This is a genomic window from Arthrobacter sp. 210 2 (assembly GCF_059093025.1).
Window position 1 is genome coordinate 1 of sequence record NZ_JBNHIE010000009.1, and the last position, 19983, is coordinate 19983.

The 19983-nt window shown below is 66.9% G+C and carries 23 protein-coding genes; 15 read left to right on the top strand and 8 right to left on the bottom strand.

Going from position 1 to position 19983, the window contains the following annotated elements:
• Positions 1 to 444 precede the first annotated feature (444 nt).
• From AC5RWA_RS16090 to AC5RWA_RS16100, 3 genes are all read left to right on the top strand, one after another.
• Positions 445 to 954 carry a DUF3592 domain-containing protein gene (locus AC5RWA_RS16090; protein WP_494058283.1) on the top strand — a complete coding sequence of 170 codons (510 nt, stop codon included), beginning with the start codon at positions 445 to 447 and terminating at the stop codon, positions 952 to 954.
• A 206-nt stretch (positions 955 to 1160) separates the two neighbouring features.
• Positions 1161 to 2558, top strand: a complete 1398-nt coding sequence (locus tag AC5RWA_RS16095; protein WP_494058284.1) for a GmrSD restriction endonuclease domain-containing protein — start codon at positions 1161 to 1163, stop codon at positions 2556 to 2558.
• A 65-nt stretch (positions 2559 to 2623) separates the two neighbouring features.
• Positions 2624 to 3361: an excalibur calcium-binding domain-containing protein gene (locus tag AC5RWA_RS16100; protein WP_494058285.1), complete on the top strand. Its 738-nt coding sequence runs from the start codon at positions 2624 to 2626 to the stop codon at positions 3359 to 3361.
• Between the two features lie 54 nt (positions 3362 to 3415).
• On the opposite strand, the gene AC5RWA_RS16105 is transcribed toward AC5RWA_RS16100, so the two are convergent.
• Together AC5RWA_RS16105 and AC5RWA_RS16110 are read right to left on the bottom strand one after the other, a co-directional pair.
• On the bottom strand, positions 3416 to 4531 hold the full coding sequence (locus tag AC5RWA_RS16105; protein ID WP_494058286.1) for an amidohydrolase family protein: 1116 nt from the start codon (positions 4529 to 4531) through the stop codon (positions 3416 to 3418).
• 90 nt (positions 4532 to 4621) lie between these two features.
• Positions 4622 to 4753 carry a hypothetical protein gene (locus AC5RWA_RS16110; RefSeq protein ID WP_494058287.1) on the bottom strand — a complete coding sequence of 44 codons (132 nt, stop codon included), beginning with the start codon at positions 4751 to 4753 and terminating at the stop codon, positions 4622 to 4624.
• 196 nt (positions 4754 to 4949) lie between these two features.
• On the opposite strand from AC5RWA_RS16110, the gene AC5RWA_RS16115 reads away from it, so the two are divergent.
• Together AC5RWA_RS16115 and AC5RWA_RS16120 are read left to right on the top strand one after the other, a co-directional pair.
• Entirely contained in the window at positions 4950 to 5825 is an 876-nt protein-coding gene (locus tag AC5RWA_RS16115; protein ID WP_494058288.1) for an alpha/beta hydrolase, read from the top strand.
• 8 nt (positions 5826 to 5833) lie between these two features.
• Positions 5834 to 6382, top strand: a complete 549-nt coding sequence (locus AC5RWA_RS16120; RefSeq protein WP_494058289.1) for a GNAT family N-acetyltransferase — start codon at positions 5834 to 5836, stop codon at positions 6380 to 6382.
• Here the strand turns inward: AC5RWA_RS16120 and AC5RWA_RS16125 are convergent.
• The gene (locus AC5RWA_RS16125; protein ID WP_494058290.1) at positions 6330 to 6725 is read right to left on the bottom strand and encodes a DUF1801 domain-containing protein; all 396 of its coding nucleotides are present in this window, start codon (positions 6723 to 6725) and stop codon (positions 6330 to 6332) included. The two genes, AC5RWA_RS16120 and AC5RWA_RS16125, sit on opposite strands and share 53 nt — an antisense overlap.
• A gap of 117 nt (positions 6726 to 6842) precedes the next feature.
• Here AC5RWA_RS16125 and AC5RWA_RS16130 point away from each other — a divergent pair, with 117 nt between their 5' ends.
• From AC5RWA_RS16130 to AC5RWA_RS16140, 3 genes are all read left to right on the top strand, one after another.
• Positions 6843 to 7355, top strand: a complete 513-nt coding sequence (locus AC5RWA_RS16130) for a mycothiol transferase (RefSeq protein ID WP_494058291.1) — start codon at positions 6843 to 6845, stop codon at positions 7353 to 7355.
• Positions 7356 to 7577: 222 nt separating this feature from the next.
• The gene (locus AC5RWA_RS16135) at positions 7578 to 7961 is read left to right on the top strand and encodes a VOC family protein (protein ID WP_494058292.1); all 384 of its coding nucleotides are present in this window, start codon (positions 7578 to 7580) and stop codon (positions 7959 to 7961) included.
• A 64-nt stretch (positions 7962 to 8025) separates the two neighbouring features.
• On the top strand, positions 8026 to 9351 hold the full coding sequence (locus AC5RWA_RS16140) for an aspartate aminotransferase family protein (protein WP_494058293.1): 1326 nt from the start codon (positions 8026 to 8028) through the stop codon (positions 9349 to 9351).
• Positions 9352 to 9382: 31 nt separating this feature from the next.
• On the opposite strand, the gene AC5RWA_RS16145 is transcribed toward AC5RWA_RS16140, so the two are convergent.
• A complete protein-coding gene (locus tag AC5RWA_RS16145) occupies positions 9383 to 9817 on the bottom strand; it encodes a nuclear transport factor 2 family protein (protein WP_494058294.1) in 435 nt (144 codons plus the stop codon).
• Between the two features lie 20 nt (positions 9818 to 9837).
• On the bottom strand, positions 9838 to 10236 hold the full coding sequence (locus tag AC5RWA_RS16150) for a DUF1304 domain-containing protein (protein ID WP_494058295.1): 399 nt from the start codon (positions 10234 to 10236) through the stop codon (positions 9838 to 9840).
• A gap of 120 nt (positions 10237 to 10356) precedes the next feature.
• Between AC5RWA_RS16150 and AC5RWA_RS16155 the strand changes: the two genes are divergently transcribed.
• Positions 10357 to 11406 (top strand): helix-turn-helix transcriptional regulator, encoded by a 1050-nt coding sequence (locus tag AC5RWA_RS16155; RefSeq protein ID WP_494058296.1) that lies wholly within the window; start codon positions 10357 to 10359, stop codon positions 11404 to 11406.
• A gap of 9 nt (positions 11407 to 11415) precedes the next feature.
• Here AC5RWA_RS16155 and AC5RWA_RS16160 read toward each other — a convergent pair whose 3' ends face one another.
• The gene (locus AC5RWA_RS16160) at positions 11416 to 12153 is read right to left on the bottom strand and encodes a hypothetical protein (protein ID WP_494058297.1); all 738 of its coding nucleotides are present in this window, start codon (positions 12151 to 12153) and stop codon (positions 11416 to 11418) included.
• Between the two features lie 158 nt (positions 12154 to 12311).
• Between AC5RWA_RS16160 and AC5RWA_RS16165 the strand changes: the two genes are divergently transcribed.
• The 4 genes from AC5RWA_RS16165 (at position 12312) to AC5RWA_RS16180 (ending at position 15160) form a co-directional block, all read left to right on the top strand.
• Positions 12312 to 13181, top strand: a complete 870-nt coding sequence (locus AC5RWA_RS16165) for a DUF1295 domain-containing protein (RefSeq protein WP_494058298.1) — start codon at positions 12312 to 12314, stop codon at positions 13179 to 13181.
• 184 nt (positions 13182 to 13365) lie between these two features.
• On the top strand, positions 13366 to 14046 hold the full coding sequence (locus tag AC5RWA_RS16170) for a maleylpyruvate isomerase family mycothiol-dependent enzyme (RefSeq protein ID WP_494058299.1): 681 nt from the start codon (positions 13366 to 13368) through the stop codon (positions 14044 to 14046).
• Positions 14043 to 14693, top strand: a complete 651-nt coding sequence (locus AC5RWA_RS16175) for a maleylpyruvate isomerase family mycothiol-dependent enzyme (RefSeq protein ID WP_494058300.1) — start codon at positions 14043 to 14045, stop codon at positions 14691 to 14693. The genes AC5RWA_RS16170 and AC5RWA_RS16175 overlap by 4 nt, the downstream gene beginning before the upstream one ends.
• Positions 14694 to 14824: 131 nt before the next feature.
• Positions 14825 to 15160, top strand: a complete 336-nt coding sequence (locus tag AC5RWA_RS16180) for a cupin domain-containing protein (RefSeq protein ID WP_079598497.1) — start codon at positions 14825 to 14827, stop codon at positions 15158 to 15160.
• An 80-nt stretch (positions 15161 to 15240) separates the two neighbouring features.
• Here AC5RWA_RS16180 and AC5RWA_RS16185 read toward each other — a convergent pair whose 3' ends face one another.
• The gene (locus tag AC5RWA_RS16185) at positions 15241 to 16308 is read right to left on the bottom strand and encodes a glycerophosphodiester phosphodiesterase family protein (RefSeq protein WP_494058301.1); all 1068 of its coding nucleotides are present in this window, start codon (positions 16306 to 16308) and stop codon (positions 15241 to 15243) included.
• A 175-nt stretch (positions 16309 to 16483) separates the two neighbouring features.
• Between AC5RWA_RS16185 and AC5RWA_RS16190 the strand changes: the two genes are divergently transcribed.
• Positions 16484 to 17662 carry a serine hydrolase domain-containing protein gene (locus AC5RWA_RS16190; RefSeq protein ID WP_494058302.1) on the top strand — a complete coding sequence of 393 codons (1179 nt, stop codon included), beginning with the start codon at positions 16484 to 16486 and terminating at the stop codon, positions 17660 to 17662.
• An 11-nt stretch (positions 17663 to 17673) separates the two neighbouring features.
• Here AC5RWA_RS16190 and AC5RWA_RS16195 read toward each other — a convergent pair whose 3' ends face one another.
• A complete protein-coding gene (locus tag AC5RWA_RS16195; protein WP_494058303.1) occupies positions 17674 to 18975 on the bottom strand; it encodes a hemolysin family protein in 1302 nt (433 codons plus the stop codon).
• Positions 18976 to 19049: 74 nt separating this feature from the next.
• On the opposite strand from AC5RWA_RS16195, the gene AC5RWA_RS16200 reads away from it, so the two are divergent.
• A complete protein-coding gene (locus AC5RWA_RS16200; RefSeq protein WP_115525976.1) occupies positions 19050 to 19868 on the top strand; it encodes a pyruvate, water dikinase regulatory protein in 819 nt (272 codons plus the stop codon).
• Positions 19869 to 19983 lie beyond the last annotated feature (115 nt).

Below are 19983 nucleotides of genomic sequence, written 5' to 3' on the forward strand. Positions count from 1 at the left end.
TACTGCACCCGGGAGGGTGTGGGAGAGTAGGTCACCGCCGGACAACCATTAAGGTCGAGGCCCCAACCAGCAATGGTTGGGGCCTCCCGCATTTAAAACAACAACCCAACAAACCCGGGCACGCCCCATCACCTCCCGCACCCATACGCGGGACGCCCCATCACCTCCCGCACCCATACGCGGGACGCCCCATCACCTCCCGCACCCATACGCGGGACGCCCCATCACCTCCCGCCCCCAAACCCCCGACGCTCTCTCACGTCCTGCAGGGCAATCGGTGACGCCCTATCAGCTCCTGCAGAAAAACCGGGGATGCTCCATCAGATAACGCACCCAACCAGCCCGGATGGCAACCACAACTGACAGAGCAACGAGGGGGCGGGGACGGTTTGTGCGTGGGTCGGTGTGGCAACGGGCAGGTCTTCTGTCCGGCAGAATGGTGCAGTGACTGGGCGTAGAACTGCTGAAAACCGTAAGTCGAAGTTGTCGCTGGGACAGGTGCTGAACCTCGTTGTGACGGTGCTGGTCCTCTGCCTGGGGCCCGCGATGATCGTGTTCGGGCAGCACATTATCAACATCGACGAAGAATTGGCCCGAACAGGCACTCACACTACGGGGACCATTGTCGAGTTCGACGACGTCACCAAGGCTTCCGAGCGCGACATCGAGGTGGAGTTCATGTCCCTGGACGGGACTTACCACGCTACCTGGGCAGCCGTAGACCATGACCAGCACCCCGAGGTCGGCTCGTACGTCACAGTGGTCTACCGGGAAGCGGATCCCAGCCACGCGATAGTGCTCGGCTACGAAAGCGACGGCGTGTGGTTCCGCGGAGCCGGCACTCTCATAACTGCCCTTTTCGTCATGATTGGCGTGATCGTGGCAATTTCCGTTGCTGTTGGCAGAAGCAAACGCCGGAAGAATGCGGCTGTTGACGGCATGCCCGTTGTGTAAGTGCAATTGTTAAGCCGAAACTACGCAGCCCGGATAGTTTCCTCAAGGCCTGATCAAGAGCTGCTCAATCTTAGGCGAGGATCACGGTAATCGTGCGTTAACCCGAAAAAAGAGAAATAGGCTCGTCGACGACACATTTGCCGGGCTAAGCAGAAGGCCCGGCAAATTGCCGGGCCTTTTTGTGGGCCCTCTTAATTGGGGAAAGAATGTCCGAATACGAGGCCCTTTTGGGTCCAGCACCATCCGTTCCGTCGCCGAAGCCGCCGCGTAAACCGGGCGCCTCCACGTTTATCGTCGCCGGCATCACGGCTCTGTTTATGCTGTTGGGCGCGCTCAGCAGCGGGATTGGGCTCGCACTGGTCTTTGCGGCCATCTCGGCGGCCCTCACCGGCCTTTATGTCCTGCTCACCGGACGCCGATCCTGGGCTTGGCTCCCCGCCAAGCGGAAGTCAGGCGCCGTTGCCCTCGCCACCGCTTTCGCGCTTTTCATCGCCGGCGGACTCGCCCTCCCCCGTGTGTCGACGCAGGACCTCGAGGCAGCCGCATCTGGCACGGCCGCGACAGCCGCATCCTCAAAGGCGAGCCCATCAGCCACAGCCGGCGCAACGCCGTCGTCCGCTCCTACCGCACAGGAAACGGGTGCCCCGCTGGATCCCGAGACGCCCTCCCTGGTGGCGCAGGGTGTGTCCGTGACGTCGCCCAACCCGCAGCCCGCCTACGCAACCAAGGCGCTGGATCTGCTGGCCACACTTCCCATCAAGGGACGCGCGCCGAAGACGGGATATGACCGCGCGCTGTTCGGCCAGGCGTGGGCGGATGTTGACCGCAACGGCTGCGACACCCGGAACGACACCCTCAAACGCGACCTGACGGGAATCACGTTCACCAACAGCGTCCCGTGCAAGGTGCAGTCCGGTACGCTGGCGGACCCCTACACGGGCACGAACATCAGCTTCCTGCGGGGAACCGCAACCAGCTCGGCCGTCCAGATCGACCATGTAGTCGCCCTGAGCGACGCCTGGCAGAAGGGCGCACAGCAGCTGACCACTGACCAGCGGACAGCGTTCGCCAACGATCCGCTGAACCTTCAGGCGACCGACGGGCCGACCAACATGAAAAAGGGCGACGGCGACGCCGCCACCTGGCTGCCGCCGAACAAGGGCTTCCGGTGTGAATACGTCGCCCGGCAGGTTTCGGTGAAGGCGACCTACGGGTTGTGGGTGACCCAGGCAGAGCACGACGCCATGGCACGGATCCTCGCTGACTGCAGCGGACAGCTCACGCCGACGACTTCCCAGGCTCCTGTGGCCTCACCGGCACCTGTGGCACCTGAGCCGGCGCCCGCCGCTGTTGCCCCTGCTCCTGCTGTCCAGGCTCCGGCCCCGGTTGCTCCTGCACCCGCAGCACCTGCCCCGGCACCTCCGGCCCCTCCTGCACCCGTGGCGCCTGCCCCGGCGCCTGCAGCCCCGGCGCCCGCACCGGCGGCTGCCTACTACGCGAACTGTGCCGCGGCGAAGGCTGCCGGCGCCGCTCCGCTGTATGCCGGACAGGGTGGCTACCGGCCCGCGCTTGACAGGGACTCCGACGGCGTGGCCTGCGAATAACTGTTCTCTTTACCCGGGTTTCGCACCCATCCGCATCACCCACACAAACATTCCCAGGGGGAAAAATGACACCAAATCCGCAGGCTTCGGGAGGAGCCCTGAAGAAGACGCTGGCAGTGGTTGTGCTCGCTGGCTTGATGCTCACAGGCTGCAGCAGCAAGCAGGAGGCAACGGAACCGGCGTCGGCGGCAACTGCTGTGGCCACCACTGCTGCGGCAAAGGTTGGCGTTCCCGGAGTCGTGGGCCTGACCCTCGATAAGGCGACGGAGCAGCTGGAAGACCTCGGGTTTGAGGTCGAGGCGAAGGACATAGTGGACGGCAAGTCGATCGTCAAGAAGAGCAACTGGCAGGTAATCTCCCAGGACCCGGCTGAAAATACCCAGGCGGAAGAGGGCTCCACCGTGAAACTCGGGGTCAAGTCCCTCGAGCTGATCGAGGCCGAGAAGGTTGCCGCCGAAAAGGCCGCTGCAGAAAAGGTTGCCGCCGAGCTGGCCGCGGCCCAAAAGGCAGCAGCCGAAAAGGCTGCTGCGGAAGCCGCCGCTGCCGCACAGGCCGCGGCGGATCAGGCTGCACGGGATGCCGCAGCCCGCAAGGCCGTACCGGCACCGGCCGCTCCTGCTGCACCCGCCCCGGCACCGGCTCCCGCGGTTCCCGCGGCTCCGGCTGCCCCCGCTCCGGCTGCCGCCTACTACGCGAACTGCACTGCTGCGCGCGCTGCCGGCGCGGCACCTGTCTACGCAGGTTCACCCGGTTACGGGAAGCACCTGGACCGCGATGGGGACGGCATCGGCTGCGACAAGTAAGCCAAACCAGGAATGCCGCGGATACCTTCGAAAGGTGTCCGCGGCATTTCGTCGTTAAAGCCCGTTCCGGACAACCGCTCCCTGCGCCACAACAACCCGGACCTGCTCAAGTGCGGACGCACTGGACAGAGGATCCGCGTCCACCACAATCGCGTCGGCGAAGCCGCCACGGACCAGCCGGCCCGCGTCGTTGCCCAGCCCGAGCAGCCGCGCCGCGTGGACGGTAGCTGACTGCAGCGCCTCCAGCGGGGACAGGCCGGCTTCGGCGAGCAGGCGGGCTTCGGTGCCGATCGGGGTGACGTCCGTTCCGAAGGAGTCGGTGCCGGCCACGATGGTCACGCCGGCATCCTTCGCTGCCCGCACCGCGGCTTGCAGGATAGGTGCGTATTCCTTGCCGCGCGCCGCGAGGATGGGGTTCGGGGAGGCCGCCATGCTGGTGATCGCGTCCATGGTGGGCGTGAAATAGGTCCCCCGGCGCACCATCTCCGCGATGGTGCCCTCGGAGACGAAGACGCCGTGTTCGATGCTGCGCACCCCGGCGCGGACGGCGCCGTCGATCCCCTCCGCACTGTAGGCGTGGCAGAGCACGCCCGCGCCCCTGGCAGCCTTCACAACAGCGGACAGCTGCTCCTGGTTGTAAACCAGCTCACGCGGGTCCTGCTCCGGGATGCCCGCACGCGGGTTGGCGCGGGTCTTGATGACCTGGGCGCCGCGCGAAAGGTTCACGCGGGTGAGGTACGCCAGGTCAGCGGTTTCCCGCACACCGGTGGGAAGGGTGGCCAGCGGGGCGAGGTCCGGATCGGCAAGGAGCGAGTCGCCGAGGTCCGGGGAGATAAACAGCCCGGCAGGCGTCATGCGCGGGGAGACACCCGGTGCCCAGGCCGGCAGTGCTGCCAGCGCCACGTCCTGGTAGAAGCTGCTGGATCCGCTCCGGACGCTGGTGGCGCCGCCCTGAAGGATGGCCCGCGCGTCGGCAAGCGCGTTGGCGTGGACGTGGACGTCCACAAGACCGGGCAGCACCCACCGGCCGGACGCGTTCAGGACACGGGCACGTCCGGCGACGGCGGCAACGGCCTCACGCGTCTCGTCGCGCGTTCCGACGGCGGCCACCTTGCCGCCGTCGAGGACCAGGACGCCGTCCTCGATGGCGCCGCCGGTTTGGGGATCCACGATGGTGCCGCCTTCGATGACCAGCGGCGGATGGGTCAGCGGACTGCCGTGGTAGTTCGGGCCTGAGGGCTTTTCGCCGGCCTGCGCCGCCTAAGCGCCGCCGAGCTGCGCGGCGATGCTGGCCACGGAGATTCCGGCGAGCGCTCCGGCGCCGGCGAGGATGCCACGGCGCGGGAGGCTGGCCGCCGGTGTAGGGGCAGAGGTGTGGTCATGAAGGCACATCATTGTCTCCTTGGGATGGCGCCCGGCGGGGAAACGGGCTCCGTTGATGGTACTTGGTATTCCAAGCGTGGAACAACCCCTACTCCGAGGTATCTCGCTGCGCATCTGGTATTCCAGATGGACAAACGACGACAGACGCGGAAGCTGATGCCATGCTGAAGGTGCTGCGCATCCGCACCCAGGAAAGGGACCCGCAATGGCTGCTGAGCTAGAGGCCGTGCTTCACGACGGTTCCACCATTCCCGTCACGGTCCATGGTCACGGTCCTGCACTGCTGCTGCCCGTCCGGCTGCAGCCGCATCCGTCCGCCGAGGCCGGGATCATCAGCAAGTGGGGCGGCGAGCCGGACCTCGGACCAGCCCTCGTGAACGGTCTGTCGCCGACGAACCGGGTGATCACGGCCGACTATGAAGGCCACCGGATGGCATACCCCGCCCCGGACACCCTCACGCCTGCCAACCTGGCCGCCGACCTCCTGGCCATCGCCGACGCCGCCGGCGCGGACGCCTTTGGCTACTACGGCTACTCCTGGTTGGCACTGGCCGGCCTCCAGCTGTCCCTCCGCACCGACCGTCTCCGCGCCCTCGCCATGGGCGGATTCCCGCCGATGGACGGCCCGTACCGGAGCATGCTGGCCGTGACCCGGGCCGCGCACACCGCGTCCACCCAGGCCCCGGATCCGGCGTCGGTGCCGGTGGCCGAGGCCGAGCCGGGGGACTGGGACTCTGCTGCCGTCCAGACCACGGAGGCCCAGACCCGCCAGTTCGTCACCCTCTACGAGGCGCTCCAGGACTTCAACGATTCGACGACGGCGGCCCCGGCTGCGTTGCCGCGCCTCGCCTTCGCCGGCGGAGACGACCAGATCGAATACAGCCCGCAGTGGGGCGGGGTGCAGGTGCGGATCGGCGCGCCGTTGGCTGAGCACCGGGATGAACTCGTGGCAGCCGGCTGGGAGGTGCACGTCCTCCCCGGCCTCAACCATTTGAGCGCGATGCACAGTGCTGTGGTGCTGCCCATCCTGGCCGGCTGGCTCGGGAGGATCGGATGGGTTGGGCAGGCCGCCACTGGTTAGGCTGGGGGATGGACTACGTTCTTCGCCAGGCTGTTCCTGGCGACGCCGAGGCGCTGGTGGAGATGCACACGCTGGCCCACGAGGAGTGCTACCCGCACCTGTTGTCGGCTGACTTTTTCCGTGCCCGCCGGGCAGCCGTCCCGGAACGCGTGGAACGCCGTCGTCATTTTCTTGCTGATGCCGCGCCCCGGATCGTCGCCGAGGACGCTACTGGCGCTGTGGTGGGATTTGCCGACGCCGGTCCGGGCCGTGACGAGGACGGTCCCGTGCCGCTGGAGCTGTACTCGATCTACACGCTGCGGCGGACGCACGGCACGGGGCTTGGGGCAGCGCTGCTGGCAGCCGCCGTGGGGGAGCAACCGGCGTACCTGTGGGTGCTGGAGAACAACCCCCGCGCGCACGCTTTCTACCGCAAGAACGGCTTCCGGCCTGACGGAAGGAGCGCGCTGTTGCCGCCGGAATGGGAAAGCCTGCCCGAGATCCGCATGGTTCGCGCGCGACCGGCTACTGGCCCGAAGCGACCTTCCGCCAGCCGCCGGCACGGTTGGTGGCGATGATCGCCCTGAAAATGTCGCCCAAGGCCTGCCCGTTGAAGGGCTCCCCTTCCTTGATGGCGACGGTGCGGCCGGTCTTGTTGCCGTGCCCGCCGGTGATAATGCCCTGCGGGTCCGGGGAGAGCCCGCCGTCGTACAGGAAAACGTTCACGTGGTCCTTGGCCGCGAGGAGCGCACAAACGTTGCCTTCCAGGACGAAGTAGGGCTGGACGGTCCGCTTGATGGTCTCCTCGACGTCGGGGTCGGCCGCGTGGACGAGGTCCCGCACCTGGTGGCAGATGTCCTGCTGCCACGGCGGAAGGGCATTAATGTACTGGTCCACCCGGGGATCCGTCCGGTAGCTCATGGAATCATTGTTCACCTTCCGCAGCCCCGCCGCCCCTCAACGAAAAACGGCGCGCTTAGGATGGCGCCATGGTTCCCGCTCGGATGCGAACCAAAAGATGGCCCTAAGGAGCTCATGATGAAGTCGAATGATCTGCTGCTGGACGCCTTCGGCAGGATCCGTGAAACGGTGGAAGCGGTCCTTGACGGGCTCGACGACGGATCCCTCACCGACAGGCCGGCGGGCACCGGCAACTCGATTGCATGGCTGATCTGGCACCTGGGCCGGGTGGAGGACGCGCAGGTGGCGGACGCGGCCGGCCTCGAACAGGTCTGGACCGGGCAGGATTTCGTGGGCCGCTTCGGTCTTCCTTTGTCCGGGAAGGATACCGGCTACGGCCATTCCAGCGGCCAGGTGGACGCGGTGCAGGCGCCGGCGGGCCTGCTGCTGGAGTACTACGACGCGGTCCACCGGCAGACCGTGGGGTTCCTGAAAACACTCGAGGGCGGAGACCTGGACCGTGTGGTGGACACCCGATGGGACCCGCCCGTTACCCTCGGCGTACGCCTGGTCAGCATCCTCGCGGACTGCCTCCAGCACGTGGGCCAGGCTGCCTACGCCAAGGGTTTGAACCGGTCGCACAGCCACTAAGAATCGCCTATTTCCGTAGCTGCAATTCGGTTCCATAATGGGCCCATAAGCTTCGGGGACTCTTTCGCGCCGATGAAGGCTGGCGTTGCGCAGCAGGGTCCCAGGTGGCCAACCCGGCTTATGGCGGAAAGGGTTGCCACGCGGCCCCGGAGTAGGGATATTCCGGGAACGTCAAGGGGAGAGCATCGCCGCCGACGCGAACAATGCACAAAGGAATTCATCATGCTCAAGGATTCTGCAGTCATGGCCGTCCTCGCTGCGAAGGACATCAACAGGGCGAAGGAATTTTATCGGGACAAGCTCGGCCTTGAATCTTCAGAGGCCATGGAGGAGTACAGCCTGCTGTACCGCTGCGGCAACGGAACGAGTTTCCTCATCTACCAGACCGACAATGCGGGTTCGGCGAAGAACACGCAGATGGGCTGGGAATCGGACAACATCGAACGCGACATGGAGGAACTGCGGGCCAGGGGAGTGGTCTTCGAGGACTACGACATGCCCGGGCTGAAGACGGAGAACGGCCTCGCCACGGATGACTGGGGCAAATCGGCCTGGTTCCTGGACAGCGAGGGCAACATCCTTAACCTCTCCCAGCGCACACAGTAGCCAGTTGACGGGATAGCCACCGACCACGGGCCGCCCTGCACTGAAGCAGCAGCGGCCCGCGTGCGTGTGCGGAAGGAACGTGTCAATGAACCTCGACGAAATGGTCTTCCACCCGTGGGCTGTCCAGGGGCCGCGCGATGTGCCCACCCTGGTGGGTGGATCCGGGAGCCATGTCACCGACGTCAGCGGAAAGCGCTACCTGGACTTCAGCTCCCAGCTGGTATTCACCAACCTCGGCCACCAGCATCCGAAGATTGTCGCCGCCATCAAAGAGCAGGCCGACCGGCTGTGCACGCTCGCACCCGGGAACGCGTCCGATATCCGGGGCGAGGCGGCGCGTCTGATTGTGGAGGTCGCGCCCGAGGGGCTCGGGCACGTCCTGTTCACCACCGGCGGCACGGAGGCCATCGAGCACGCGGTCCGGATGGCGCGTCTCGTCACCGGCCGGCCGAAAGTCCTCTCCGCCTACCGCTCGTACCATGGCTCCACCACCACATCCATCCACCTCACCGGAGATCCCCGCCGCTGGGCCTCGGACACCGGAACGGCGGGTGCCGTCCACTTCTTCGGACCCTTCCTGTACCGGACGGCATTCGGATCAAGCACCGCAGAGGAAGAGTGTGAGCGGGCGCTCGCACATCTGGAGCAGGTGATCCTCCTGGAAGGACCGTCCACCATCGCCGGGCTGGTCCTGGAATCAGTGACCGGCAGCTCGGGCGTCATCGTGCCGCCGGCCGGCTACCTGCGCGGCGTCCGCGAACTGTGCAGCCGGCACGGCATCGTTTACATCGCCGACGAGGTGATGGTCGGTTTCGGCCGCACGGGAGCCTGGTTCGGCGTCGACCACGACGGCGTGGCACCGGACCTGCTGGTATTCGCCAAGGGTGTGAACTCGGGCTATGTGCCGCTGGGCGGAGCCCTGATCGGTGATGCGACCTATGAGATGTTCACCCAGCGCCCCTACCCGGCTGGCCTGACGTACAGCGGCCACCCGCTCGCCTGCGCGGCAGCCGTCGGCGCCATCAACGCCATGCATGAAGAGGCAACCGTGGAAGCAGCTGCCCGCCTCGGCAGGGATTTCCTCGGGCCAGGACTGAAGGAGCTGGCCGGGAAGCACGAGGTGATCGGGGACGTCCGCGGCATCGGCGGCCTGTGGAGCATGGAACTGGTCCGCGACCGGGCCACCAAGGAACCGCTCGTGCCGCCGGGAGCCGTCGGTGCGTCGAACGCGCCGATGGCCTCTTTCGCCAAGGCATGCCTGGAGCGTGGCCTGTTGCCGCTGATCATGGGCAACCGGATCCATGTGGCCCCGCCCCTCAACGTGAGCGACGCTGACGCCGCCTCGGGACTGGCGATCCTGGACGACGCGCTTGCGGCGGCAAACTTCTGAGGGACCTGCCCGGTCCCTGCCCGGACATCGGTCAGTGTTCGGACATTTGGCGCATCAGCCCGAGCTGCGCCAGGAACTCCATCTGGTCGAAGTAGAAGTGGTGGGAGGTAATCCCGGCGCCCTCCACCGTGGCCACGTCGCAGCTCCTGATCCGGAGCTGCCGGCCGGTGGCGGGCATGGTCTCGCCGGAGGGCATGCGCAGGGGCCCGGTGTTGGTGCCCACCACAAACCCCTCGTCGATGGCCACGTTGCCTGCCTCGTGCTTTTCCGCATGCTCGTACCGGACATTCGGCATGGCCTCCCAGAAGCCGAAAAGGTATCCGGCGATGGCGTCACGCCCGCGGAGTTCCCCCTGGTCAGGGGTGTACGCCACAGCGCCGGGGGCGTAGCAGTGTGCCAGCGTTTCCTTGTCTTTTGATCCCATGGCCGCCATCAGGCGGTCCATGACATCGCGGGCCTGTCCCATTGTTGACCTCCGATATTCCTTCAAAACGGCAGCGCGATCAGCGCTATCAGGGCCGGCACCGTGGCACCCAGGGTTCCCGGGATGCTGTCGCCCTTTTTCGGGTAATGGCCCAGCATGTCCGCCAGCAGCATGGCGGGCGCGGTGAGCACCATGTTCGCGCAGCAGTAGATCACCAGGGTGTAGCCCGCCACCAGGTAGCCCATGTTCACCGCCACCACTCCGGCCAGGACTCCCAGGCCGATCACCAGGTTGCGGAACCCGGTGGGGATGGCCCACATCATCACGGCCGGCACGTTCTGCGGCGGGGTGCTCAGGAACTTCTGCGCCGCCGGGCGGTGCATCAGGAAACTTTCCAGCGGGAACACCACGATGTAGATCAGGGCAGCAAGTACCGCGAAAACCTGGGATACGACGTTCATGAGGGAAAGGTACGACGGCGGTGCGCGCCTGCCCCATCCCCCGCAAGGGTGTTCCGGGGTGCTTGAAGAACCCCCACTTTGGGGGATTGCGGCGTCGCCCCCTGGGCGGATACTGGAGCTATGTGGGAGGAGCGCGCCGAGCGTGCCCGGCGGGAGATCGCCGCCTTCGCCGCCGGCGGGATGAGCCTGGCCGACCTTTACCCGTCGGCGCTCGCCGTGGTGCAGCAGGAGGTGCCGTTCGAGCAGGGCTGCTGGGCCGCCGTCGACCCCGACTCCATGGTGATGACGTCCATCACCAACTACCGGCCGTGGCCCGTCGGCAGGGACGAATATGAGGAGTACAGCCTCCGCTTCGCCGAATGCGAATACACGGGCCAAGAACCGAACACGTTCGCTGAGCTGCTGCGGCGGCAGCGCCCGATTGCGAGGATCTCGGACGCCGCGCACCGGGACGTGGTCCGCAGCGTGCGGATTAACGAGCTGTTGAAGCCGCAGGGGTTGGACCACGAACTGCGCGCCGCCTTCCGCATAGACGACGCATGCTGGGGAGTGGGCAGCATCTTTCGGGCCGGCGGCAGGGATTTCACCGACCGGGAGGTGGAATTCCTGGAGGCTGTGACGGCCACCCTGGCTGCGGCGACCAGGATCGCCGTCCGCATGGCGCACCCCGCCCGTCCGGCCGCCGTCGGGCCAGTGATTGTGATCGCCGGGCTGCGCGGTGAGCTGCGGGCTGCCACGCCGGCCGCGGCTGCCTGGCTGACCGAAGTGGAGGATGCGGCACCGGGCCGCTTCACCATGGCGCTGCACTCGGTGGTGGCCCAGGCGCACGCTTCCGGTTCCGGCACGGCGCGCGCCAGGATGCGCGACGCCGGGAACACCTGGGTGGTGCTGCAGGCCAGCCGCCTGATTACCGGCGATGACCCCGAACAGATGGTGGTCACCGTGGAGCCGGCCACCACGCACGACGTGGCCACCCTGCTGCTGGCTGCCTACGGGGTGACCGCCCGCGAGCGGGAGGTCTGCCTGGAGGTGTTGTCCGGAAACGCGACGGCGGACATCGCCCGCCACCTGTTCATCTCCCCGCACACGGTGCACGACCATCTGAAGTCACTCTTCGGGAAGGTGGGCGTGGGCAGCCGCGGCGAGCTCGTGGCCAGGCTGGTGGCGTAACAGTTGACGCTAGGCAGCCCGGCGCGCGCTGGCTGGAAGATGCCGGACCGGGTCAAACCGGTCGTAGGATGACGCGCCGATCAGGAAGATGCCGCGCTGCGGGATCCAGAAATCGCGCAGCCCGGTCTGGATGCGCAGGGGCTGCGGATGGCCGAAATCCTCGCCGTCAAGGGACGCCGAGCTGCCGGACACAAACCACATCCGGCGTGGTTTGGCGCGGAAGCCCTGCCGGTTGGGCACGGTGCCCGTCAGCCCGAGCCGACCCGCCCTCAGCGCAGGTCCTGCTGCGGCGCCCATGACCCGCAGGAAAGGATGGCTTTCCAGCAGCGGTGCGGGCAGTGCGCTCATCACCGCTGTCATGGCGCGGGTCACGGGAGTGGGCGTCAGCTCGAGGTCCCATGCCAGGTCCACATCCCCGCCTACAGTGACGCTGAAGGCGGCGTCGCCCGTCCAGGTGACATCAACCGGGCATTGGACTGCCTCGTCCAGCGCCGCGCCGAAGTAGCGGGCGCAGGAGAGCCCGGGCGGGGCGTCGGCGTAAATGGTCCAGGCGCCGGTGGGGCGCCGCAGCCACAGCGAGGTGTAGCCGGGGCCAACGCTGGTCACGGGGAACCGCCGCATGGCCAGGACGTGGCCGGAGCTGAAGGGCAGGCCCATCACCCCGTAGCCGGAAAACCGTTCGTCCTCACCGGGCCCAAGTTCAGCGCTTTGTTCTGCTTCAAGGACCTGCGCCCGGATGCTCTTCATGGCTTCCCGCCTCTGCCGTCAGTGGTGCGCTGAGTCTACGCTCGGTGGCCTTTCCCCGGGAGTCACGGGACCGGTCAATGCGGAGCCACCCATACAACACCGCCCCGGCTCCGAAGACTATGTGAACCAGGCGAATTGCGTGAAAGGACCACACCCGCATGATCGAAAAACGCCGCAAGGCGCTCATCAGCATCCCCATCGCGGTGGTGGCCGCGGTCCTCATCGCCCTCGCGGGGAGCCAGGGCGGCTCCACCGTGGGCGGTTTCCCCGTGTTCGCACTGGGTGTGGCTGCCGCCTTCGTGATCCAGTGGCTCGTGTTCATTCCGTCCTACAAGGCGCAGACGGAGAAGTTTTACGACCTCACCGGCGCCCTGACGTACATCACCATTACGGTGCTCCTGGTGCTGGCTTCGCCCGGCGTGGACGCGCGCGGCATGCTGCTGGCGGCGATGGTGGTGCTGTGGGCTGCCAGGCTGGGCGTCTACCTTTTCCAGCGCGTGATGAAGCACGGCAAGGACGACCGCTTTGATGAGCTCAAGACTGACTTTGCCCGGTTCCTGAACACCTGGACCCTGCAGGGCCTGTGGGTGGTGCTCACCGCGGCGCTGGCATGGGTGGCCATCACCTCGGACCGGAAGGTGGGCCTGGACGGGTTCTTCTGGGTGGGCCTGCTGGTCTGGGCGCTGGGGATCACGATTGAGACGGTGGCGGACGTCCAGAAAACCCGTTTCAAGGCCGACCCCGGCAACAAGGGACGTTTCATCAGCACCGGCCTCTGGTCCAGATCCCGGCATCCCAACTACTTCGGCGAGATCACGCTGTGGGTGGGGGTAGCCATTGTTGCCCTTCCGGTGCTGCAGGGCTGGCAGTGGGCTGCCCTGGTATCTCCGGTGTTCGTGGCGCTGTTGCTGATCAAGGGCAGCGGCGTGCCCCCGCTGGAGGAGAAAGCGGACAGAAAGTGGGGCGGCCAGTCCGACTATGAGGCCTACAAGCGGAACACTCCGGTGCTGGTCCCGAAGCTTACGTAGCGGGCCCTGGACCAGGCGTACGACGGCGGCACCCGGCTTGGGTGCCGCCGTTTGTGTTCCAGCTGTCTGCCCCGGGCGGGTTGACCTGCTTTACTCGACCGGCCACGTATGGCAGGGCATGGCAGTAGTGTCTAGTCCAGCACTCATAGTGTTGGTTACCGAGACATCACCGGGAAGGAACCGCATGCGCAGGGCAGCAGAAGCGGTCTGGCAGACCGTTCATTCTGAGAGGCGACGGCTCGCCGCGGATCTCTCCGACCTGCGCGACGAACAATGGCGCTTCCCCTCCCTTTGCCCCGGGTGGGATGTCCACGACATCCTTGCGCACCTGGTGGACACGGCACGAACCGGCCGGCTCGCCTTCGTCCGAGACCTGCTGACGGCACGCATGGACTTCGATCTGGCGAACGAGAACGGTATTGTGCGGGAGAAGCGGCAGGATCCGCGGGACACGGTCAACGCGCTCGTGGAAGTTGCGGACCTCACGCGGACGCCGCCGGCGAATCTCGCAACACGCCTGGTGGAGGCCATCGTGCACGGCGAGGACATTCGCCGGCCCCTGGGCATTGCCGGAAGTTACCCGGAACCTGCGGTCGTTCAGGCGCTCACGTATCAGCTGCGCACCCCCGTCTCCTTCGGGGGAGGACGCGAGCGTGTCGCCGGACTTCGGCTGATCGACCAGAAGACCGGGGCGGCCTGGGGCCAGGGAGACGATGTCGAGGCCGATCCGCTTGATCTGCTGCTCGCGGTTTCCGGGCGTCGCGTGGACCGGGGGAGCTTCAAAGGCAGCGGAGCCTCCCGCTTCGTGGCCAGCTCGGCAACCGATGAATCGCGTCGACGAGGAGAGGCGCCCGAAGCGATATGACGAGATGGCAGAACGACGACCTGTGGGCGCTGGCACACGCCGAGCGCACCGCTCTGGCGCAGGACTTGTCGAACCTCAGCGCAGAGCAATGGCAGCACCCCACTCTGTGCGGGCAGTGGAACGTCGAGCAGGTCGTCGCTCACCTTACCGCCGCGGCCAGCCTGAACCAGTGGCAGTGGCTGCGCAGCATGCTCGGCGCGCGTTTCCGTCCCGATGTGCACAACCAACGCCGGCTGGCCGAGCACCGCGGCAAGAATCCGAAAGAGACACTCGACCGTTTCCGCGCCGTCGCCAGGAGTACCACGGCACCCTCGGGACACACCCCGGCCTACCTTGGCGAGGTCGTCGTGCACGCCCAGGACATCCGCCAGCCCCTTGGGCTTCCCCGCACACCGAGCGTCGAGGCGCTGACACCCGTGGCCGAATTCTTCGCCCGGCACGACTTCACCGTTGCCAGCCGCACCCACGTGGCCGGCCTGCGGCTGCGGGCCGATGACGGGCCGTTCGCTGCGGGCACCGGGCCTCTGGTCACCGGATCGACCCTCGCTGTGGTGATGGGCATGGCTGGCCGCGAAACCTACCTTGACCAGCTCAACGGCCCGGGCGTCGCGACCCTCCGGTCGCGCCTCCAGGGCACTGCAGCCTGAACCGCCTTCTGGTAAAAAATCGATTGTTCATCGTAGTTACGAGACACGACGCCGGCGCAGCGGGAGATGCTCGGTACGGCAGCGATGACGATCGGCAGCATCCTGGGGCGCCAGGTGGGTACGGTGTCCTCATGCAGAAGATGTCGATTGATGCCCTGGCCCGTCAGCAACTCCAGGCAGCAGTGTCCGGATCCAGCGGCCGCGCCTCGGACACCGTGTTCGGCGGCCACGAAAAGCGGCTGCGCCAGACCGTGATGGCTTTCCGCGCCGGGACCCAACTCAGCGAACACTTGAACCCCGGCGAGGCCACGGTCTTCGTCATCAAGGGCTCCGTCTGGCTGAAGGCGGGCGCCGAAGCCTGGCAGGGCAAGGCAGGCGACCTGCTGATCGTCCCGGACGGCATGCACAGCCTGGAGGCCGAGGAGGACTCAGCAATACTGTTCACCGCGGTGAAGCTGGACCGGTAAACGGTGGACCCTTAAACGGGGAAGGCCCGGCACCAGCTCGAAGAAGCTGCCGCCGGGCCCCGCCCGGGTCAGTGCAGGGCTTAGCCCTTCAGCCCGTACGCCTTCGGCAGCTTCAGGCCGCGCTCCTCCATGAGGGTGCGCAGGCGCGTGGGGTAGTCGGTGATGATGCCGTCCACGCCCAGGTCCATCAGGCGCTCCATGTCGGCGGTGGTGTTCACGGTCCATGGAATGACCGGCAGGCCCAGATCGTGCGCTTCGGCGATCATCTCTGCGGTGACGGAGCGGAACGTCGGGGAGACGACGTCGTACCCCTGGGCAGCCGCCGCCTTGGGAAGGGAACCGTCGTAGTGGTCGATGTCGATGCCGCCCAGGTTGGGGCTGGCGCCGGGCTGGCCCACGCCCATCCAGGTGTCGCCGCTGGAGAGCGCCACCAGCGGCAGCTCCGGGGCGAGCTCCTTGGTGAGGTTTAGCGAGGACCAGTCGAAGGACTGCAGGGTGGTGCGGTCCGCCATGCCCGAGGCCTGGATGTCGGCCACCACGGCGCGGGTGAGGGACTCCATGCCGGCGCCGCCGATCTGGCTGCTTTCCACCTTGGTCTCGACATTGAAACGGACCTTGGCGGCGTTCGTGTCGCGGACCAGCTGGTAGACGTCCTTCAGCTCGGCGATCCGGTTGCCCTCGATGACGTCCTGCTCCGGGTAGCCGGGCAGCTGCACAAAGCCGCAGTTGAGCGTCCTGACCTGCGCCAGGGACAGCTCGGCCACGCGGTCACCGACGTACGGGAACTCCGGGTCACCGGCGGTGGCGGGGGCGGTGTCGGCGCACTTGGCGGCCTGGATGGTGTCGTCGTGCCAGACGATCACCTTGCCTTCCTGGGTCAGGTGGGTGTCCAGCTCCAGGGTGGTCACGCCCAGCGCCAGCGAGTTCGTGAACGCGGCCAGGGACTCCTCGGTCCATTCGCCGCGGCCGCCGCGGTGGCTCTGCAGGTCGAAGGAGCCGTTGCGCTCGTTCACCGTCAGGGCGGACGTGGCGGTTCCGGCAGCGTTCGACGACGTCGTGCCGGCCTGCGTCTCCGGGGCGGCGGCGGCGGGGCTCGCCATGGCGGCGATCAGGGCGGCGGCGGCCGCGGCAGTCAGGACTGTGCGCATGGGTGGTTTCCTCCAGGGATGACGGGGCCGGCTGGTGGCCGGCCCCGTCCACGCTAGGAAGGGCAGGTGGCGCGTTTGGTGCCAAAAGTTGGAGCGGAGGTTAACATCAAAGGGCCGGTGCAACTGGCGGTCTCCCCGGAGTCCAGCTGCGGCCGGCGTCTCCTAAGGGGATGAGATGCAGGCAGGCCGTTCCACCCTGTTGCGCAGCGTTGCCGCGGCCGTTGCCGCCCTGGTGATTCCCGCCGTCGCAGGCTGCACCGGTGTGCCGGAGCCGCCGGACGCGCAAAGTCCGACGGCGGCCGTCACCGCTACTGCCACCGCCCCGCCTGTTCCGGCGTACGCCGCGGCCCTGGAAAAGTACAGCGAGGATATGCGCGCCGGGGGAGCCACGGCCGTCGTGATTGAGGTGAAGTCCCGCGTGGGCGGCTGGTCCTCGGCAGAGGGCGTCCGGAACCTCGACACCAACGAACCCGTGCAGCTGACGGACCAGACGCATGCCGGGGACATCACCATGACCATGGTGGCGGTGTCCGTCATGAAGCTCGTGGAGGAAGGGAAAATCCAGCTGGATGACCCCGTCCAAAAGCACCTCCCGGACTTCGAAAGCATCATCAAGCCGCCCGGTCCCATCACCATCGGCAGCCTGCTCAGCCACCGCTCCGGGATGCCGGACTACCGGGTGAGCCTGGTGGAGGTAGGGAACAGGCGCTCCACCCACGAGGAGCGGATTTCCTACGCCGCAGCCATGCCGTGGACCGGCGGCTCAGGCAGCCTGTTCAGTTTTTCCGCCACCAACTATTCGGTGCTGGCCCTGCTCCTCGAGAAGCTGCGGGGACAGGGCCTTTCCGCGGTAATCCGCGCCGACAACGTGGAACCTCTCGGGCTGCAGGACACCCTGGTGGCCGGTGACGAGCCGGGGCCGCGGCAGATGATCCGTGGCTACACCAAGACGGCAAGCGGCGAATTGGAGGACAACGCCCTGGCCCCGATCCACAGTGGTTCACCCGATAGCGGAGTGATCTCCACCGTTCCAGAACTCAACACCTACTTCGCGGCCCTGCAGAAAGGGGCGTTGCTGACCGCCCAAAGCGTGGCGGAGATGCACCACCCCAAGTTCCAGACCTATGGCCTCGGAGTGGTGCGGCATTACGATTCCTGCTCCAACAACGACTATTACGGGCACGTGGGAGTGGTGCGGGGCTACGCGGCGCTGGCGCTGGTCAGCGCCGACGGCTCGCGGCAGATTGCCATGGCCGTGGCCCGCGCCCCGAAGTCCGATCCGTTTGGTCTCGGCGAATGGGACTCGTACGAGATGGAGGAAGCGGCGGTGGCGGCACTCAACCAGGCGTGTTGAGCAGTAACATTTCAGGGTTCCTCGGGCTCGGCCTGCACACGTGTCACGCGGATCCGGGCGATGCGCAGCCGGTCCATCGCGGTGACCGTCAGCGCGTGCCCGTCCACTTCCACCCGGTCCCCAACCCGGGGCAGCCGGCCCAGCCGGTCGATGACAAACCCTGCCACCGTCTCGTAATGCCCTTCGGGCAAAGCCAGCCCGGACGCTGACGTGAACTCCTGGAGGATGAGCCCGCCGTCGACGTCCACCTCACCGTTGGTGACGGTGACGCGATCCTCGGGGTCGGCGCCGGCGTCGTACTCGTCGTATATTTCGCCCACCAGTTCCTCCACGAGGTCCTCCAGCGTGACGATGCCGTCCGTGCCGCCGTACTCGTCCACCACCAGGGCAATCTGCTGGCCCAGCCGGCGCATGCGGGACAGCGAGGGCAGCACCTTGTTGGTGCCCGGCAGCGCGAGGATTTCGCGGACGATGTCCCGCACCGGCCGTTCGTCGGACACGGCGTCGCCGGGCATGAGGTCGCGGATGTGGATGAAGCCCAGGACGTCATCCGGGCTGCCGCCGGTCACGGGGAAGCGGGAGTAAGGGCCGTTCTGGACGATGCTGCGGGCCTCGCCGACGGTGAGGCCGCCGCTGATGAAGGCGACGTCGGGGCGGGGGCGCATCACCTCCTGCAAGGTGCGGTCCGCGGCCCCGAAGACGTCCGTGAGGATGTTCCGGTGGCTTTCTTCCAGCGCCTCGCTCCCCGAGACCATGTCATGGAGTTCCTCCGCCGTGACGCTTTCCTGCTTGGCCTTCGGGTCGCCGCCGAACAGCCGGACCACGGCGTCGGTGGAGACGGACAGCAGCCAGACGGCGGGGCGCATCAGTTCCGAGAGGAACAGCAGGGGCGGGGCCAGGACCTTCGCGAAGCCGACGGCGCTCTGCATGGCCAGGCGCTTGGGTACCAGTTCGCCCAGCACCAGGGAGAGGTAGGCCACCAGCAGGGTCATGCCGATGAAGGCCACGGGTTCGGCCGCCGCGCGGAGGCCAAGACCCTCGAGGAGGGGTTCGACGTCGGGGGCGATGGTGGAGGCGCCGTACGCGGCGGAGAAGAATCCGGAGAGCGTCACGCCGATCTGGATGGTGGAGAGGAAGCGGTTGGGATTCCCGGCGAGGGCCGCCACCTGGGCACCGCGTTTGCCGGCCTTTTCCATGCGGCGGACCTGGCTCTCGCGGAGGGAAACCAGCGCCATCTCCGTGCCGGCGAAGATCCCGCCGAGCAGCACGAAGAAGAGGACCAAAAGGAAGTTGACCACGGTGTCGCTGTCCATGGACTGACACTACCGAACTGCGGTGGCCGGTGAACGGGGCGTGGACAGGCGGCCGCGCCCGCTAAGGTCGTGCCATGGTTAATGACGATCTCCGGCCTGTCTATTTCCTCTCGGACAGCACCGGCATCACGGCGGAAACGCTCGGCAACACGCTGCTGACCCAATTCCCCGGGAACAACTTCGACCGGATCACCATCCCCTTCATCACCACCGTGGCCCAGGCCCGGTCCGTGGTCAGGACCATCGACGGCATCGCCGAGGCCGGGCCGGCCCCCATCGTCTTCTCGACGGCGGTCAGCAGCGACATCCGCCAGACCCTGTCCGGGTGCAAGGGCATCGTGGTGGACCTGATCGGGACGCACGTGGGGCAGTTGGAGCACGCCCTGGGCAGCCACGCCAGCGGCGAACCCGGGCGGGCGCACGGCCTGGGGAACGCAGCGCGGTACCAGTCCCGGATGGCCGCCGTCGAATATGCCATGGAGCACGACGACGGCCAGAGCCTGCGCGCGCTGGAGAAGGCCCAGGTCATCCTGGTGGCCCCGTCGCGGTGCGGCAAGACGCCCACCACCATGTACCTGGCTCTCCAGCACGGAATCTTCGCGGCGAACTTTCCGCTGGTGGACGAGGACTTTGAACGGGAAGGGCTCCCCGGGTCCCTGAAGCCGTTCGTGTCGAAATGTTTCGGCCTCACCACCAACGCCCTGCGCCTCAGCCAGGTCCGCACCGAACGGCGCCGCGGCTCGCCCTACGCCTCGCTGCGGCAGTGCGGTTTTGAGCTGCGCAGTGCGGAGCGTTTGTACGAATTCCACGGGATTCCGTACCTCAACTCGGCCAGCGTTTCGGTCGAGGAGATGGCGGCCACCATCCTGCAGAAGATGAACCTGAAGCATTAGGGAAGGTTTTCACAAGCAAAGTGTGGTGTACATCATGTGGCGCACCTCTCCAAGGCCTGCCACTGTGGAGGAGATTTGTGCCCAAGCCGGTTACCGCCCCGGGCACGCCCCTGCA